The sequence below is a fragment of the Bradyrhizobium sp. SZCCHNS30572 genome, assembly GCF_032484415.1.
Classification (GTDB): domain Bacteria; phylum Pseudomonadota; class Alphaproteobacteria; order Rhizobiales; family Xanthobacteraceae; genus Bradyrhizobium.
The window spans coordinates 30126-46821 of sequence record NZ_JAUESY010000013.1; the positions used below are offsets into that span (position 1 = coordinate 30126).

The 16696-nt window shown below is 66.8% G+C and carries 15 protein-coding genes; 5 read left to right on the forward strand and 10 right to left on the reverse strand.

The annotated features are described in order from the left end of the window. Positions 1-14: 14 nt before the first annotated feature. Genes QX048_RS32240 through QX048_RS32250 form a run of 3 tightly spaced genes read right to left on the reverse strand, consistent with a single transcriptional unit; the run spans position 15 to position 2684 of the window. Complete coding sequence (locus tag QX048_RS32240; protein ID WP_315827876.1) at positions 15-1451, reverse strand: TIGR01777 family oxidoreductase; 1437 nt, start codon at positions 1449-1451, stop codon at positions 15-17. Then, a complete protein-coding gene (locus QX048_RS32245; RefSeq protein WP_315827875.1) occupies positions 1448-2107 on the reverse strand; it encodes a DUF4166 domain-containing protein in 660 nt (219 codons plus the stop codon). The genes QX048_RS32240 and QX048_RS32245 overlap by 4 nt, the downstream gene beginning before the upstream one ends. A 16-nt stretch (positions 2108-2123) precedes the next feature. Then, positions 2124-2684 carry a GbsR/MarR family transcriptional regulator gene (locus QX048_RS32250; protein ID WP_315827874.1) on the reverse strand — a complete coding sequence of 187 codons (561 nt, stop codon included), beginning with the start codon at positions 2682-2684 and terminating at the stop codon, positions 2124-2126. A gap of 148 nt (positions 2685-2832) precedes the next feature. Here QX048_RS32250 and QX048_RS32255 point away from each other — a divergent pair, with 148 nt between their 5' ends. Then, positions 2833-3642, forward strand: coding sequence for a class I SAM-dependent methyltransferase (locus tag QX048_RS32255; protein WP_315827873.1), 810 nt, complete (start codon positions 2833-2835; stop codon positions 3640-3642). 24 nt (positions 3643-3666) lie between these two features. Here QX048_RS32255 and QX048_RS32260 read toward each other — a convergent pair whose 3' ends face one another. The 5 genes from QX048_RS32260 to QX048_RS32280 all read right to left on the reverse strand — a co-directional run bounded on the left by QX048_RS32260 (position 3667) and on the right by QX048_RS32280 (position 8609). Then, on the reverse strand, positions 3667-3969 hold the full coding sequence (locus QX048_RS32260; RefSeq protein ID WP_315717709.1) for an acylphosphatase: 303 nt from the start codon (positions 3967-3969) through the stop codon (positions 3667-3669). Further along, positions 3966-4832, reverse strand: coding sequence for an isocitrate lyase/PEP mutase family protein (locus QX048_RS32265; RefSeq protein ID WP_315754776.1), 867 nt, complete (start codon positions 4830-4832; stop codon positions 3966-3968). The genes QX048_RS32260 and QX048_RS32265 overlap by 4 nt, the downstream gene beginning before the upstream one ends. Positions 4833-5013: 181 nt before the next feature. Next, on the reverse strand, positions 5014-7029 hold the full coding sequence (locus QX048_RS32270; RefSeq protein ID WP_315827872.1) for an acetyl/propionyl/methylcrotonyl-CoA carboxylase subunit alpha: 2016 nt from the start codon (positions 7027-7029) through the stop codon (positions 5014-5016). 156 nt (positions 7030-7185) lie between these two features. After that, positions 7186-7413, reverse strand: coding sequence for a hypothetical protein (locus tag QX048_RS32275; RefSeq protein ID WP_315754780.1), 228 nt, complete (start codon positions 7411-7413; stop codon positions 7186-7188). A 68-nt stretch (positions 7414-7481) separates the two neighbouring features. Then, positions 7482-8609 (reverse strand): putative zinc-binding peptidase, encoded by a 1128-nt coding sequence (locus tag QX048_RS32280; protein ID WP_315754782.1) that lies wholly within the window; start codon positions 8607-8609, stop codon positions 7482-7484. Positions 8610-8835: 226 nt separating this feature from the next. Here QX048_RS32280 and QX048_RS32285 point away from each other — a divergent pair, with 226 nt between their 5' ends. From QX048_RS32285 to QX048_RS32295, 3 genes are all read left to right on the forward strand, one after another. Beyond that, positions 8836-11301 carry a PAS domain S-box protein gene (locus tag QX048_RS32285; RefSeq protein WP_315827871.1) on the forward strand — a complete coding sequence of 822 codons (2466 nt, stop codon included), beginning with the start codon at positions 8836-8838 and terminating at the stop codon, positions 11299-11301. Between the two features lie 122 nt (positions 11302-11423). Then, the gene (locus tag QX048_RS32290) at positions 11424-12704 is read left to right on the forward strand and encodes an MFS transporter (RefSeq protein ID WP_315827870.1); all 1281 of its coding nucleotides are present in this window, start codon (positions 11424-11426) and stop codon (positions 12702-12704) included. A gap of 22 nt (positions 12705-12726) precedes the next feature. Further along, entirely contained in the window at positions 12727-13977 is a 1251-nt protein-coding gene (locus tag QX048_RS32295; protein ID WP_315827869.1) for an arsenic transporter, read from the forward strand. 44 nt (positions 13978-14021) lie between these two features. On the opposite strand, the gene QX048_RS32300 is transcribed toward QX048_RS32295, so the two are convergent. Beyond that, complete coding sequence (locus QX048_RS32300) at positions 14022-15146, reverse strand: NAD(P)/FAD-dependent oxidoreductase (RefSeq protein ID WP_315827894.1); 1125 nt, start codon at positions 15144-15146, stop codon at positions 14022-14024. A 75-nt stretch (positions 15147-15221) separates the two neighbouring features. On the opposite strand from QX048_RS32300, the gene QX048_RS32305 reads away from it, so the two are divergent. Further along, positions 15222-15899 (forward strand): TetR/AcrR family transcriptional regulator, encoded by a 678-nt coding sequence (locus QX048_RS32305; protein WP_315827868.1) that lies wholly within the window; start codon positions 15222-15224, stop codon positions 15897-15899. A gap of 184 nt (positions 15900-16083) precedes the next feature. Here the strand turns inward: QX048_RS32305 and QX048_RS32310 are convergent, their stop codons facing one another. Beyond that, positions 16084-16578 carry a ferritin-like domain-containing protein gene (locus tag QX048_RS32310; protein WP_315737676.1) on the reverse strand — a complete coding sequence of 165 codons (495 nt, stop codon included), beginning with the start codon at positions 16576-16578 and terminating at the stop codon, positions 16084-16086. Between the last annotated feature and the right edge of the window lie 118 nt (positions 16579-16696).

Consider the following 16696-nt stretch of genomic DNA (forward strand, 5'->3'; position numbering starts at 1 on the left):
CTTTTTTCGACCGCTCACAGGATGGCTTCGAGCGCGCTACGCAGGCTCTGATGCCGGAACACGAAGCCGCTCGACAGCGCCTTGTTCGGCACCACGCGCTGGCCGCCGAGCAAAAGCTCCTCGGCGAAGTCGCCGCCGATCCGGCGCAGCAGGCCGGCGGGGACGCGCAGCAGCGCCGGACGCCGCAGGCAGCGCGCGAGTTCGGCGGTGAAGGCGAGATTGCGCACCGGCAGCGGCGCCGTCGCATTGACCGGCCCGGTGATGGCCTCCGTCGCGATCACATGCGCGATCAGCCGAACGAGATCGTCGCGCTCGATCCAGGACATCCATTGCAGACCGGAGCCGAATGGCCCGCCGAGGCCGAATTCGAACGGCGTCAGCATCCGCGCCAGGAAGCCGCCGTCGCGGCCGACCACGAGCCCGATCCTCAGCAGTGCGACGCGGACGCCGTGCGCTTCGGCACCGCGAGCCGCTTGCTCCCAGGCGTCGCAGAGGTCATGGCTGAAGCAGCCATGCGACTTGGCCGATTCGGTCAGCGGCTGGTCCTGCCACAGGCCGTACCAGCCGATCGCCGAACCGTTGACCAAGACCTTCGGCTTACGGTCGAGCCGCGCAATCAGGGATAAGACGGCTTCCGTCGTAGCCAGCCGGGACTGCAGGATCGTCGCGCGCCTGGCCGCGGTCCACGGCGCATTGCCGATCGGTTCACCGGCAAGATTGACGATCGCGTCGACACGGGTGTCGGACGCGAGCTGATCGAGATTGGTGATCAAGGTCAGCGGCGCCGGCAACATTGCGGCCTTGGCCGGGTCGCGGACCAGGGCGACGACGTGATGACCGGCCGCGGCGAGACCGGCCGTCAGCCGCGCGCCGATGAAGCCGGTCGCGCCGGTGATGAGGATGGTCTGCGCCGGCGGCAGCGCCGCGACCAGCCCGGCCGCATCCGGCTGCGACATCCGCGCAAGGCGCCGTGCCGCGGTGAAGTCGCGCAGGCCGCACAGGGCAGCGCCAACCGCGGCGGCAGCCGCAATCCAGCTCAGCAAGCCGGCAAAGGCCAGCACGATCGCCGAGGGCTGCATCGCCCAGCCGATCAGCAGCGGCACCAGCAGCATGAGGATCGCGCCGTAGTTGATGGCGAGCAGCGTGTGATTCACGCGTTCGCTCGGCGGCAGCTTGCGCGTCAGATCCTCCTCGACGAAATCGGTCAGGGTGATGCCGATCTCGGCCACGAGCACCGCGAGCACGAGGATTGCGAACAATCCATGCACCTCGCACCAGCCGATGACGGCGAACAGCAGCGCATAGAGCATATTGCGGACGCCGTGCAGCTTGAGCTCGCCCAGCTGCGACGGGCGCCAGGCCAGGCGCTCGGTGAACTCATGGTGATAGACGGTGTCGAACACGCCCATCACGATCTGAAGCGCAATCAGGGACCAGAGCAGCGGCGTCATGGTGCGGACTCCCGGAACATTGCGCTCTGGCGGATGATGCGCCCGAAGCGCGGATGGATGATCTCGAGCGAGAAGCGAAAGACGCCGCTGCCGAGATCTGAATGGGTGACGGTGAGGTCGCCGGGCGTGAGCCATGCCGGCAGCGCCCAGCGCCGGCCCGCGAAGTCGAACGTGTAGCCGGCGCTATGGAAATGAAGCGCGCCATCGGCGACGCCGACGCGCAGGCTCATGCTAAGGCCCCAGCCGAGATATTCCTCGAGCCCCGTCGGACCGGCGAAGCGCTTGGCGGAATGGATCACCTGCGGGAAGCCATGCGGGCGTCCGCAGATGCGCGTCCAGATCTGGCCGCCTCTCGCCGCGTCCTCCGTCACCGCGACGATCATCGGCACACCGATGTCTGCGTGCGTCGGCAGCGGCCCGCCGATCAGCCGCGCCAGATGCGCGAACCAGAAGCCGGCACGACTGATCTCGGCCTGATCGACCTCGCCGACATAGACGACGGTCGCGCCGTCGGCGAGTTTCTTGGAGAAGCGGCGCCAGATCGACACCGGCAGCCGCCCCCAATCCTCGGCGGACAACAGCGCACGAAACCTGTGATCGTCATGAAGCCGGGCGTTGGAGGGCGTTGAAAGTCCGAGATGTCCCATGGTCACCATGACGCCCTCCGCTCATCTACGACCTTGATCTTCCCGACGGCAGCAGATTTGCGATCTTCTCGCCGAGCTTGATCAGCGCGACGAGACGCGGCCGCGGCACCTTCAGCATCTGCACGTACCAGCGGTCGACCAGCTCGGTGAACGCCAGCATGTCTTTCAGCCGCCTGGCTGCGACCGTGCTGATCGCGGGATCGCCGGTCGCTTCCGCGACGCAGGCGCGCAGCGCAGCGATCGCGGGATCGATCTCGCGCTCCTTGCGGCCGGCCGCGATCCGCTGTGCGACCTCCCAGATGTCGGTCTCGGCCTCGAAATGATCGCGGCGGTCGCCGAGGATCGGCACGCGCCGGATCAAGCCCCAGGCGAGCAGCTCCTTCAGCGAGTTCGAGACATTGGAGCGGGCCATGCCGAGCGTGTCGGCGATGTCCTCCGCCGTCATCGGCTTCTCGGCGAGGTACAGCAGCCCGTGGATCTGGCTCACCGAGCGGTTCACGCCCCACCGGTCGCCCATGTCGCCCCAGTTGAGGATGAAACGCTCGACGGCGGGCGGAAGTTTTCGATGACCTGTAAATTCTGTCATGACAGAAATATCTGACGTACGAGGATGAATGTCAAGAGACCCGCTCTTGAACCGGGCTGGGGGCTGGCCCGACGGATGTTACGGCGCCCATTTTGCGCCTGCCGACCGCCCGGTTCCCCGCCTGCCCCCTCTGCAACAGGAGCAAGCCATGACGGCATCCGACAAGGCGTTCACTGGATCGATCCCACAGATCTACGATCAACTGATGGTCCCCTTGATCTTCGTGCCCTATGCGCTGGACCTCGCGCGGCGCATCGCGGCGTACCTGCCGCGCGACGTGCTGGAGACGGCGGCGGGCACCGGCGTGGTTACGCGGGCCCTGCATGCTCAACTGCCGCCGGAGGTCCGGATCACCGCCACCGACCTCAACGAGCCGATGCTCGCGCAGGCGAAGACCCATCTCGCCGCTGCGGACCGCATCGCATTTCATCAAGCCGATGCGCTGGCCCTGCCCTTTGCCGACGCGAGCTTCGATGCCGTCGCATGTCAGTTCGGCGCGATGTTCTTCCCCGATCGCGTCAAGGGCTATGCGGAGGCCCGCCGCGTGCTCAGGCCCGGCGGACGTTTCGTCTTCAACGTCTGGGATCGGATCGAGGAGAATGAAATCCCTCACGTCGTTCACGAGACGTTGCAGCAGGTCTTCCCCGAAAGCCCGCCGCAGTTCTTCATCCGGACTCCGCACGGCTATTTCGATGCCGGGCGGATCGAGGCCGATCTGACCGCAGCGGGCTTCACCGACATCGCGATCGAGACGGTGACGCATCGCAGCCGCGCGGCATCGCCTCGGGACCCGGCCACGGCATTTTGCCAGGGCACACCGATGCGCGGCGAGATCGAAGCACGCGGCACGCCCGGCCTCGCCGCCGTGACGCAGGCGGCCGCCGACGCGCTGGCGCGCCGGTTCGGCAACGGACCGATCGAGGGCCGCATCCAGGCGCTGGTGATCTCGGCGGGGTGAGCGGCGGGCTCGCGCGCCGTGTCGTTAGAGCGTCGGCAACACGGAGAACGCCTCGCCCGGCCGGCGCGGTTTGAGCTGATCGGCCGTCGCCGGGTTTTCCATCACGGCATCGACATGCGCTGCTGGCGGTCCCTCGCGGCAGGCTGCCAACACGGCGGCAACGTCGTCCGAGGGACCCGCGAACAACGCCTCGACACTGCCATCGGTGCGGTTGCGGACCCAGCCTTCGAGGCCGTTCAGGATGGCCTGGTCCTCGACCCAGGCACGATAACCCACTCCCTGGACGCGGCCGCGCACCAAGACGTGGACGATGGCGCGATCGATCATGATCCGAGCCCCAGAAAATCGCGCAGGCGCTTCTTCACATCCGCCTCGCGCATCACGCGTGCCGTCAGCTCCGCCGACGGCAGCCCCTTGAGCTGCTTCGGCGAGGCGCCGTCGCGGAGCGCCTTCAGCGTCTCATAGACCGCCTGCGTCGCCGCGGCGATCGGCGCATGGCCCTGTAGCGCGACGCGGACACGGCGCGAGGCGAGATAGCCGAGATCGGACATCTCCTCCGGCGCGCCGCCGAGCACGATCGGCAGCGTCGTCGCCGCCGCGACCGCATCGAGTTGGTCGCGCGCGGTAATGCCGGTGAAGAACAGGCCGTCGACGCCGCAGGCCTCATACGCCCTGGCTCGCGCGATCGCGTCGTCGAGCGAGGTGATGGAAACGGCGCCCGTCCGTCCCAGGATGGCCAGCGCGGGATCGTCGCGGCGATCGAGCGCGGCCTTCACCTTGCCGACCCCTTCGGCAAGCGAGATCAGTTGCGGCTTCGCTTCGCCGAAAGCCTGCGGCAGCAGGGTATCCTCGATGGTGAGACCCGCGGCACCGGCCGCTTCCAGTTCCTGCACCGTGCGGCGCACGTTCATCGCGTTGCCGTAGCCATGATCGGCATCGACCAGCACCGGCAGCGCGGCAGCGCGCGACATTCGCCGCATCTGCTCGGCCAACTCCGTCAGCGTGATCAGCGCGATGTCGGGGTCGCCGAGCACGGCGAGCGAAGCAGCCGAGCCGCCGAACATGCCGAGCTCGAAGCCGAGGTCCTCGGCGATCCGGATCGAAATCGCGTCGTATACCGATCCCGGATGGATGCAGCGATCGCCGGCGAGGATCGCACGGAGCGCCTCTCGACGTGCACGGAAAGTCATCCTCGCCTCCTCTCTCCCGTCATTGCGAGGAGCCAACGGGTCCGCACAAAGCGCGGCCCGATGACAGGCTCCGCGACCAGGCAATCCGGAGTCGTCTCCCGAGCCCCGGATTGCTTCCGCCTTCGCCTACAGGCTTCGGCGGACAAAGTCGCTTCGTTCGCAACGACGTCGACTTCTGAGCTTACGCAAACTCCAGGATCAGCGCGTCCACCGCGAGCGTAGCGCCGGCTGTCGCGTGGATCTTCTTCACCGTACCGTCCTGCTCGGCGCGCAGCACGTTTTGCATCTTCATGGCTTCGACCACGGCGAGCGTCTCGCCGGCCTTGACCTCCTGCCCTTCGGTCACGGCGATCGAGACCACGAGGCCGGGCATCGGGCACAGGAGCTTCTTGCCGCTATCACCTGCGGTGACGACCGGCATCAGCCGCGCCGCGGTCGCCTCGGCTTCCGTGTAGACGTAGACCGGCGCTTCGACGCCCTGATGCGCGAGCCGCACACCGTTCGCAATGAGGCGCGTCTGCACGGCGATGGCCGCGCCATCGATGGTGCCGTGCCAGACCGCATCGCCCGGTTTCCAGTCCGACACCAACTGATGCGCCGGACCGACCTTGCCGTCGGCCCCGACGAAGCGGACCGTGATCGCGCCGTTCTCCCTGGTGATGTCGAGCAGGATCTCGTCACGCCCGAGCCACACCGCGCGGCGGCCCTGTCGCTTCACAGGCCGGCCGATCATCTGCTGCGAGATCTGCCGCTTGCGCTCGCCGAGCACGTGGTCGATCGCAGCACCCACCGCCGCCAGCCGGCGCGCGATCTCGCCTTCCGGCGCACGCGCGGCAAAGCCCTTGGGAAACTCCTCGGCGATGAAGCCGGTCGACAGCCGGCCCTCGCGCCAGCGCGGATGGTTCATCAGCGCCGACAGGAACGGGATGTTGTGGCGGATGCCATCGACATAGAACGCATCGAGCGCGGTCGACTGCGCCTCGATCGCGGCAGCCCGCGACTCCGCATGGGTGACGAGCTTGGCGATCATCGGATCGTAATAGATCGAGATCTCGCCGCCCTCCTGCACGCCGGTGTCGTTGCGCACGGTGATGCCGTCAGCCTTGCTCTCGGCCGGCGGGCGATACTTCACGAGGCGGCCGATCGACGGCAGGAAGCTGCGGAACGGATCTTCCGCATAGACGCGCGATTCCACCGCCCAGCCGGTCAGCGTCACGTCCTTCTGCGCAAGCGAAAGCTTCTCGCCGGCGGCGACGCGGATCATCTGCTCGACGAGATCGATACCGGTGACGAGCTCGGTCACGGGATGCTCGACCTGCAGGCGGGTGTTCATCTCGAGGAAGTAGAAGCTCTTGTCCTGGCCGGCGACGAACTCGACGGTGCCGGCGGAGTCGTAGTTCACGGCCTTGGCGAGCGCGACCGCCTGCTCGCCCATCTTGCGCCGCGTCTCCTCATCGAGCAGCGGCGACGGCGCCTCCTCGATGACCTTCTGGTTGCGGCGCTGGATCGAGCATTCGCGCTCGCCGAGATAGATCACGTTGCCATGCTTGTCGCCGAGCACCTGGATCTCGATGTGGCGGGGATCGACGATGAACTTCTCGATGAAGACGCGATCGTCGCCGAACGAAGCCTTGGCCTCGGCCTTGGCGAGATTGAAACCCTCGGCGACCTCGGCGGTCGAACGCGCGATGCGCATGCCCTTGCCGCCGCCGCCGGCGGAGGCCTTGATCATCACGGGGTAGCCGATCTCGTCGGCGATGCGCACGGCGTGCTTGTCGTCCTCGATGACGCCGAGGAAGCCGGGCACGGTCGAGACCTTGGCCTTGGCGGCCGCCTTCTTGGATTCGATCTTGTCGCCCATGGCGGCGATGGCGCCGGGATTGGGGCCGATGAAGACAGTGCCGGCCTCGGCCAATGCCCGCGGGAAAGCCTCGCGCTCGGACAGGAAGCCGTAGCCCGGATGCACCGCCTCGGCGCCGGTCTTGCGGCAGGCCTCGACGATGCGGTCGATCAGGAGATAGCTCTCGGCGGCGGCGGGCGGGCCGATCAGCACGGCGTCATCGGCCATCTCGACATGAAGCGCATCGCGGTCGGCTTCCGAATAGACCGCAACGGTTCGGATTCCCATGCGGCGGGCGGTCTTGATGACCCGGCAGGCGATCTCGCCGCGGTTCGCGATCAGAATGGTTTTGAACATTTCTTGCTTGATACCTTTGGGCGGGCTCCCCGCTCGTGGCACAGGCGTAACACCGCGAGCTTGACCGGTTCGTCTATACCAAAATCGCCCGCGCGCAACCCGCCTCTCGTTCCGCCCCTGCCGTCCGGCGAGGCATGCCAGCCGTGTCCCCTGCCGTCAGCCGGAATAGCTGTGGAAACGTCCGCGGGCATAGGCGTGCGACACCGCCTTCATCAGCTCGCCGACCTCGGTCTCGAGGAAATCGTTCGCAACGATCAGGGCACGAATGGCCGCCCGCGGATCGCCTTCGCAGGCAGCGATGGCCTCGTCCACGGCGGCCTCCAGCGCGAGGTCTTCGCTGTCCGCGGCTTGAGCATTGGTCTTGGATTGCGATCTGGGCTGCATGCGCGATGACGGTCCTCGCTCCGGTCACGCCTTCATGTTCACTTTATGTTCTCAAGAGTCAAGGCGGATCACGCCGCCCCGATCTCTTCCTGCTGCGGCTCGGCCTGTGGCTTTTCGGGAGCCAGAGCGACAGACTCTTGCTGTGCACCCTGCCGCACCAGGCGGTGGATGAAGCCCAGCTTGCCGATGACCGGCGGCGTCAGGATGAAAGGATAGAGATCCCGCGCGCCCATCGCTCGCGCGACGCTGTTCATCGCAAAGGTGAACGGCAGCCAGGCGTTGACGATGGTGTCGAAGTCCTCCGCGACGTACGGATCGAAGGTGACGCGCGCCGTCAGCCCGCCGATCTGGTCGGCGGGCGGATCGATCTCGATACCGAACTCGGAGGCCATCTCCAGCGTATCGACGATGTGGAGGTAGTGCGCCCAGGTCTCGGCAAAATCCTCCCACGGATGTGTGGTGGCGTAGGCCGAAACGAAATTGTCCTGCCAGTCCACCGGCGGCCCCTGATCGTAATGCCGCCTCAGCGCCGCGCCGTAGTCCTGGGTATCGTCGCCGAACATGGCCCGGCATTCCTCGAGCCTGCCGGCATCGCGCACCAGCACGTCCCAGAAGTAGTGCCCGACCTCGTGGCGAAAATGACCGAGCAAGGTCCGGTACGGCTCGCCCATTTCGAGCCGGCGCCGCTCGCGCTCGAAATCGTCGGCCTCGGCCAGAGCGATGGTGATGAGGCCGTTGTCGTGGCCGGTCAGGACCTTCTGCTGACCGGCGGGGTCATCGGCAAGGAAGTTGAAGATCAACCCGTGCCCGGGATCCTCGATCCGTGTCTTCACAGGGAGTTTCCAGCGGATCAGCGAATAGAACAGCCGGTGCTTGGCCACCTCCAGCTCTCGCCATCCGGCGAGTTGCGCGGGATCAGACAGATTGGGAATCGTACCGTTGTGCCGGCAGGCGCGGCAGAAGCCCGAAGTCTCGCCGATCTCGAGCAGCCAGTTGCAGGCGTCGTGCTCGGCATTGGCGCAGAAGAAGCGCCCCGTCCCGTGGTCGGCGAGCGTCCGAAAGCCCTCCTCCGCCGGCTCGATCGCCGACAGGATCTGGCGCTCCGGCATGAAGGCGAGCTGATGGCCGCAGCGCCCGCAGCTGCGATTCTCGAAATACAGGATGTTCTTGCAGGCCTGACAGACGAAGAGCTTCACAGCGTGGACCTTCGTGTTGCGGTGTTCAGGGCCTGACGACGCACGACAGTAACAGTCAGTTCCGGGAGCACGGAACTTTTTATCTGCCCTCACGTTCACGTCATGCCGGCGTTTGCCCGCCATAATCTCTGGTCAGTTTGCTTTCCTTGGTCCCAATGTCGCCACGCTTCCGAACACCCGCGATGGAATGCTCGGGCGACTGCTCGCCACATCAGTGCAGGTCAGCATGAACAGCGCGGATGCGCCCAGAGACGAAGTGAGGCCGGAGGCTGCCGCCGATGCGCTGCGCCAGCATATCGAGGAGATAGCGCGCGATCGCGATGAGGCCTATCGCGCGCTGCAGGAACGCGAGGCGGAGCTCGCGCGCATCCAGCGGATCGCCCGGGTCGGCGGCGTCGAGGTCGACCTGCGCGAAGGCTACCGCAACCGCCGCTCCCCCGAATACCTGATCATTCACGGCCTGCCGCCGGAGGCTGTCCACGAGACTCACGAAGACTGGGTCAGACGCGTGCATCCCGACGACCGCGTCAAGGCCGAGCAGGACTTCATTGCTGCAGTCAAGAGTAAGCAGGAGGACTACACCACCGAATACCGCATCATCCGTCCCAGCGACGGCGAGATCCGCTGGGTCCGCGTCATCGCCCGCATCGAGCGTGACTGGAACGGCCGCGCGATCCGTCTGGTCGGCGCGCATATCGATGTCACCGACCAGATGCTGGCGCAAGCCAAGCTGCGCGAGAGCGAGGAACGCTTCCGGCTGATCGCCGACAGCGCGCCGGTGCCGATCTGGGTGACGAAGCTCGACCGCACCCGCTCCTTCGTGAATCGCGCCTATATCGATTTCCTCGGCATGTCCCCTGACGAGGCGCTGGCCTTCGACTGGCGCAAGGTGCTGCATCCCGAGGACCTTCCGCGCATCCTCGAGCAGCAGCAGTCGGGAGAGCGCTCGCTGAAGCCGTTCTTCCTCGAGGCACGCTACCGGCGCGCCGACGGGGAATGGCGCTGGCTGCGATCGGAATCGCAGCCGCGCTGGGATGCGAACGGCAAACATGTCGGTTTCATCGGCGTAGCTCACGACGTCACGGCCGCCAAGCAGGCCGAGATCGAGCTGCGCCGCATCAACGAGACCCTCGAAGAGCGGATCAGGGAGCGCACCGCCCAGCTCGAGGCCAATGAAGCGCGCATGCGCGCGATCTTCGACACCAGCAATCAGTATCAGGCCATCCTCGACGTCGAGGGCCGCGTGATGCATGCCAACCGCATCGCGGTCGCCGGCATGCGCGCCGGTGAAGTGAACGTCATCGGCCAGCCGCTCTGGGATGCGCCCTGGTTCACCCATACGCCGGGCGTGACCGAGATGCTGCGCAAGGCGTTCGCCCGCGTTCTCGCCGGCGAGAGCTTTCGGACCGAGATGCGGCTCGACTTCGCCAGCGGCCAGCGGCATTTCGAGCTTTCGATGCGGCCGCTGTTCGACCAGCATGATGTCGTGACCGGCGCGGTCGCCGAGGCGATCGACGTGACCGAGCGCATCCAGGGTGAGGAGCTGTTGCGGCAGTCGCAGAAGATGGAGGCGATCGGCCAGCTCACCGGCGGCGTCGCACACGACTTCAACAACCTGCTCACCATCATCCGCTCGGCCACCGACTTCCTGCGCCGCCGCGATCTTCCCGAGGAGCGGCGCCGGCGCTATGTCGATGCGATCTCGGAGACGGTGGAGCGCGCCTCGAAGCTGACCGCGCAGCTCCTGGCCTTCGCGCGGCGACAACCCTTGACGCCGCAGGTGTTCAATGTTGGCGAGCAGGTCGAGAGCGTCGTGCAACTGATCCGTCCTCTCGTCGGCAGCCGCATCCAGATCGAGCTCGCGGTCACGGACAGCGGGCTGTTCACCCTCGCCGACGTCGCGCAATTCCAGACCGCGCTCATCAATCTCGCCGTCAATGCGCGCGACGCCATGAACGGTGAAGGACATCTGAAGATCGGCGTGCAGCGGACCGAGAGCATCCCGGCCTTGCGTGGCCAGAGCACCCGGCCCGGTGCCTTCATCGCGATTTCGGTCGCCGACACCGGGGGCGGCATCGCGCCTCAACATCTCAACGCAATCTTCGAACCCTTCTTCACCACCAAGGAGGTCGGCAAGGGCACGGGTCTCGGCCTCAGCCAGGCGTTCGGCTTCGCCAAGCAGTCCGAAGGCGACATCGCGGTCGACAGCCGCATCGGCGACGGCGCGACCTTCACGATCTATCTGCCGCAGGCCACGGCTCCGCAATCCGGCACGGAAGCCGGCTCCGCGCGCATCGAGCCGGCGACCATCGGGCGCGGCTACCGCGTGCTCGTGGTCGAGGACAATGACGAGGTGGGGCAGTTCTCGACCGAGCTGCTCGAGGATCTCGGCTATGTGACGCGCCGCGTCGCCAATGCCGCCGATGCGCTGGCAATCCTGGCGAACGACGAATTCGCGGTCGACCTCGTGTTCTCCGACGTCATCATGCCCGGCATCAACGGCCTGGAGCTCGCCGGCATCATCCGCGACCGCTATCCCGGCCTGCCGGTGGTGCTGACATCCGGCTACAGCCACGTGCTCGCGGAGAACGCCCATCACGGCTTCGAGCTGATCAAGAAGCCCTATTCGGTGGAGTCGCTGTCGCGCATCCTGCGCAAGGCGATGGCCGAGAAGGCGCCGCTGCCGCGCTGAGTAGGTAGTGCGCGCTTCGCGCGCCCCGGAATGCCACGTGGACGGAGTGGGTCACACCGAGGGCCCTGCGGAACCAAATGGCGTACACCGCTGTTGCGATGGATCACGCGCAACGAGGCGGCATGGCGGACTTCGATAGCGGCAAGGACCTGGCCCGCGCCGGCCATGCACTCGACACCATCAATTTCTTCCTGGCCGATGTGCGTGACGGGCTCGGCCCTTATCTCGCGATCTATCTCCTGACCGAGCAGAAATGGGACGAGGCCTCGATCGGCGTCGTGATGTCGCTCGCGACGATCGCGGGCATCGTCGCGCAGACGCCCGCCGGCGCGCTGGTCGACGCCACCAGGGCAAAACGGCTGGTCATGATATCAGCCGCGATCGTCGTCACGGCCGCTTCGCTGCTGTTACCTCTCATGACCAGCTTCTGGCCGGTCGCGATCTCGCAGAGCATCGCCAATGCCGCCGGCGTGATCTTCGCGCCGGCGATCGCGGCGGTGCCGCTCGGGATCGTCGGCGCCAAAGCCTTCACCGCGCGGGTCGGCCGCAACGAGACCTTCAACCATGCCGGCAACACGGTCGGCGCCGTCATCGCCGGCGCTGCCGCCTACGCGCTCGGACCGTCGGCGGTGTTCTATCTGATGGCGGTGACGTCGGCCGGCAGCCTCATCAGCGTGCTCGCCATCCCCGAGCGCGCCATCGACCATGACGTCGCGCGCGGACTGGCGCATCAGGCGGAGGGCAATCGCCCGAAGCGGGGCGAGCAGCCCTCGGGCCTCAGCATTCTCCTGACCTGCCGTCCGCTGCTGATCTTCGCGGTCTGCGTCGCGCTGTTTCACCTCGCCAACGCCGCCATGCTGCCGCTGGTCGGCCAGAAGCTGGCGCTGCAGGACAAGAATCTCGACACCAGCCTGATGTCGGCCTGCATCGCCGCGGCCCAGCTCGTGATGGTACCGATGGCGCTGCTGGTCGGCGCCCGCGCCGACCGCTGGGGCCACAAGCGGTTCTTCCTGGCGGCGCTGCTGATCCTGCCGCTGCGCGCGGTGCTCTATACGCTATCGGACGACAAGGCGTGGCTGGTCGGCGTGCAGCTGCTGGACGGCGTCGGCGCCGGCATCTTCGGCGCGATCATGCCGGTGATCGTCGCGGACCTGATGCGCGGTACCGGACGCTTCAACATCGCCCAGGGCGCTGTGATCACAGCGCAGAGCATTGGCGCGGCGCTGTCGACCGCGCTGGCGGGCCTGGTCGTCGTCCATAGCGGCTACAACGCCGCATTCCTGGTGCTCGGCGCGGCGGCCGCGCTCGCCGTGATCGTATGCTGGCTGCTGCTTCCCGAGACCGGTGGAGCAGAGGCCGCGCACCCGAATGCGGCGCCCTCGCCCGCTATCCCCGCCGAATGATTTGCTCTATCGATCCCTGATCATGTCCCTGCACGATACCTGGCTCGCCTACGCCATCATCATTCCCGCCACCGCTGGCGTCATCATCCGCCCCTTCCGGCTGCCCGAGGCCGTGTGGGCCGTCGCCGGCGCGATCCTGCTGGTCGCGCTCGGCCTGCTGCCTGTCGCTGAAGCGCTCACCGGCATCCGCAAGGGCGTCGACGTCTATCTGTTCCTGATCGGCATGATGCTGATTGCCGAGCTGGCGCGCCGCGAGGGCCTGTTCGACTATCTGGCCGCCTATGCGGTGGAGCATGCGCGCGGCTCGCCGCAACTCCTGTTCCTGCTGGTCTATGCGGTCGGCACCCTGGTCACCGTGCTGCTCTCCAACGATGCCACCGCGATCGTGCTGACGCCGGCCGTCTATGCCGCCACCCGCGCCGCCGGCGCCTCGCCGCTGCCCTATCTGTACGTCTGCGCCTTCATCGCCAATGCCGCGAGCTTCGTGCTGCCGATCTCCAATCCGGCCAATCTGGTCGTGTTCGGCGAACGCATGCCGCATCTCACCGAATGGCTGCGCCAGTTCACCCTGCCCTCGATGGCCGCGATCGCCCTGACCTATGTCGCGCTATGGCTGACCCAGCGCCGCGCGCTCCGTGAGGAGACGCTGCGCACCGATGTCGAGAAACCGCACCTGAGCCGCGAGGGCCGGCTCGCCGCGTTCGGGATCGGCGCCATCGCAGCGGTGCTTCTGACTGCCTCGGCGCTCGACGTGCAACTCGGCCTGCCGACCTTCGTCTGTGGCGTCGTCACGGCGACCGCGATCCTGCTGGTCAGCCGGCAATCGCCTTGGCCGACCATCAAAGGTGTGTCCTGGGGCGTGCTGCCCCTGGTCGCCGGCCTGTTCGTGATGGTCGAGGGTCTGAATCGCGCCGGAGCGATCGGCCAGCTCAGCGCCTGGCTGCATCAGGGCGTGGCCGGCTCGCCCGTCGGTACGGCCTGGGCGGCCGGCCTGATCACTGCGGTGGCCGACAACATTGCCAACAATCTTCCGGTGGGACTGGTCGCCGGCTCGGTCGCCGCCAGCGACCACCTGCCGCATGAGGTCATCCGGGCCATCCTGATCGGGGTCGATCTCGGCCCGAACATCTCGGTCACAGGCTCGCTTGCCACCATCCTTTGGCTGACCGCGTTGCGGCGCGAGAAGATCGAGGTGACCGCCTGGCAGTTCCTGAAGGTCGGACTCGTCGCAACGCCGCCGGCGCTGATCGCGGCGCTGGCGGCAGCGATCTGACATCGATTGATTCGCGATGGGCACGTTGATGAGTGTGGGAGCCCCTACCGCTCCAGGGCTCCGTTGAAGAAGTCGACGAGCCCGAATGGCGCGCTGTCGCCGAGGCAGAGTTTGAGGATCATGTGCGCGCCCGCGGCCGCCGATTCGCTGCGCGGGAATAACGCCTCTTCGTAGACGGTGAGTGCCGCTTCGATGTCGCCGGCGTGGGCGGCAATCGCCTTGCCGAGCTCGGCGCCGTCGAACATCGCCAGGTTCGCGCCCTCGCCCGCCGGCGGCGCCAGGTGCGCGGCATCGCCGAGAAGCGTCACTCCAGGCACACGATCCCATCGATGGTCGTTCGGAAGCGTGTGGATCATGCGCGGGACCGGCGGGGTTTCGCCGTCGGTGATCAGCGCGGTGAGCGCGGGCGCCCATCCGTCGAACTCGGCCGCGATCCGGGCGGTCGCAGCGGCAGCGTCCGTGAAGTCGATGCCGGCGATCCACGCGGCGGAGCGGTTCAGCGCGACGTAGGCGTGAAGAACGCTTCCCGTCTCACGGTGGGCGAAGATCCCCTGTCCCGGAGCGAGCGCGAACAATGCGCCGCCGCCGACCGCCTCGGCCGCCGCGGTGTGCCGCTGGTCGGCGTCATGCAGGTAGGTCTCAATGAACGTCGTGCCGACATATTCCGGCTTGGCGGCCGACAACAGCGGCCGAACCTTCGACCAGGCGCCGTCGGCGCCGACCAGGAGGCTCGTGACCACGCTCGACCCGTCCGCGAATCTCAGTTCATGCCTGTGGTCGCCGAGGGGCACGGCGCCGGTCAGCTTCTTGCCCCACCGGATCGTCTCATCTGGAAGGGAATCGAGCAGAAGCCGCCGCAGATCGCCGCGCAACACCTCGGGGCGTCGACCGTCATCGGCCTGTGCTAGCAGCACCGTGCCATGCGGGTCGAGCACGCGCGAAGCCGCGCCGCCGTCATGGATGATCGCACGGAACGCGTCGATGAGGCCGGCGTCTGCGAGGGCACGTTGCCCGTCGTGCTCGTGAATATCGAGCTGGCCGCCTTGCGTCCGAGCTTCCGCGGACGGCTCCGCCTCATAGATCGTCGCCGGGACGCCGTGGACATGGAGGACGCGTGCGAGCGTGAGGCCACCGAGGCCCGCACCGACGATCGTGACGGGTGTCGTCATCATCTGCCTTTCAATCGGCCTGGAACACCGTTCCACAAAACCGGATTGGAACAACGTTCCAATCATGTCAAGATGATGGTCATGGCGACCAGATCAATACGGACGGAACGGCGCGCGGACGCGCTCTCGAAGGAGAAGATCGTCGAGACGGCGATCGAGATCCTGGACGCCGGCGGCGAAAGCGCTCTGACCTTCCGCGCGCTCGCGGCTCGGCTGGCAACCGGGAGCGGGGCGATCTACTGGCACGTCGCCAACAAGAGCGACTTGCTCGCAGCGGCCACCGATGACGTCATTGCCCGCGTCATGACCGGTGTCGGCGGCGATGCCGAGCCGCGACAGGCAATCCGTGCCGTTGCGCTCGGGGTGTTCGATGCGATCGACGCCCACCCGTGGGTCGGCGCCCAGCTTTTCCGTGAACCGTGGCGGTCCGCGATGCTGCAGATCGTGGAAAGCGTCGGCGGACGGCTCCAGACGCTCGGTGTCCCCGAAAGAGCCCTGTTCGATGCCGCGTCTGCGCTGGTGAACTACATCCTCGGCGTGGCCGGGCAGAACGCCGCGAACGCCCGCCTGCTGCCGCGCGAGACGGACCGCGCGGCGTTCCTCGGATCGGTCGCCGCGCAATGGGCGCAGCTCGATTCCGCCAAGTACCCGTTCGCCCATCGCGTGGCGACGGACCTGCGCGAGCACGACGACCGCGAGCAGTTTCTTGCCGGCATCGACCTCATCCTGGCCGGGATCGGAACCATCCGATAGGCAGCGACCGACTTGCAGCCCCTGCTTCGTCAGAACGCAGGGAAAGACGCAACCGGCGGGAGAAGATCGAGGTCGGCACCTTGGCAGGCTCCAACCAGCCTCCAAAGGTGCGACTCGTGACGACGCCGCCGGCGCTGGTGGCACGCCGGCGGCGGCGTTGTGGTCACGACGATCGACCTGACGATCAGGCCGCAGCTTCGTAGTTGACCGCGGTCTCAGCGATCTTGGTCAGCGTCTCGTCGGTCTTCCGCTCTTCATTCAGCGTCTGGTCGAGCAGCTTGGCGGCTTTCGGCAGGTTGAGCTTGAGGGCCCAGGCCTTCAGGGTGCCATAGCGCGACATCTCGTAGTGCTCGACCGCCTGCGCTGCAGCAAGAAGGCCGGCGTCGAGCGCCTGTGTCCCCTTGTACTCGTCCATGATCTCCTTGCCCTCGTCGATGATGCCCTCGATCGCATCGCACTTCTTGCCGCGGGCGGGCTTGCCGATCAGCTCGAAAATCTGCTCGAGCCGCTCGATCTGGCCTTCGGTCTCGTCGTGGTGCTTCTCGAACGCCGCCGCCAGCTTCTCCGACTGCGCCGCCTTGGCCATTTTCGGCAGCGTCTTCAGGATCTGCTTCTCGGCGTAGTAGATGTCCTTGAGGGTATCGAGGAAGAGCTCGTTGAGGTCTTTGTCGGCAGGCATGGTGTGCTCCTGTTGATTGTGAGCCGACAACCAGAAAGCCATACCCTAGTTCCTGCCACCGACGAGCCCGCCGCAAGAAAATCCTGTCCTGAGCGCTGCCGGCGGCCTCCGAGCCTCT